The organism is Galbibacter sp. PAP.153 (assembly GCF_037029175.1).
In the GTDB taxonomy this organism is placed as follows: domain Bacteria; phylum Bacteroidota; class Bacteroidia; order Flavobacteriales; family Flavobacteriaceae; genus Galbibacter; species Galbibacter pacificus.
In genome coordinates this window covers 1-250 of record NZ_JAZEUN010000080.1, presented here as the reverse complement: position 1 = coordinate 250, position 250 = coordinate 1, and the positions used below count along the sequence as shown (strand labels likewise).

Sequence of the window (250 nt, the reverse complement as noted above, 5' to 3'; positions counted from 1 at the left end):
GAAAAACGGTCAGTTGAAACCCGCCTACAACGCACAGATCAGTACTGAAAAACAGTTTATCGCTCACTTTTCTATCCACCAAAATCCAGGGGGTACCACCACGCTCAAACCCCACTTAACAGGTTTTGAGCAGCACTACAACAAACAGAGCAAGGAAGTAGTGGCCGATGCAGGTTACGGTAGTGAAGAAAACTATGAACTCATGCAAGACAAGGGAATTACTGCCTATGTAAAATACAATTACTTCCAT

General features: G+C 43.6%; 1 protein-coding gene. It reads left to right on the top strand.

The genetic code is table 11. The features are described from left to right. Positions 1-13 precede the first annotated feature (13 nt). Positions 14-250, top strand: a 237-nt coding sequence (locus UXI14_RS18125; protein ID WP_335967381.1) for a transposase, incomplete at its 3' end; no start/stop codon positions are given.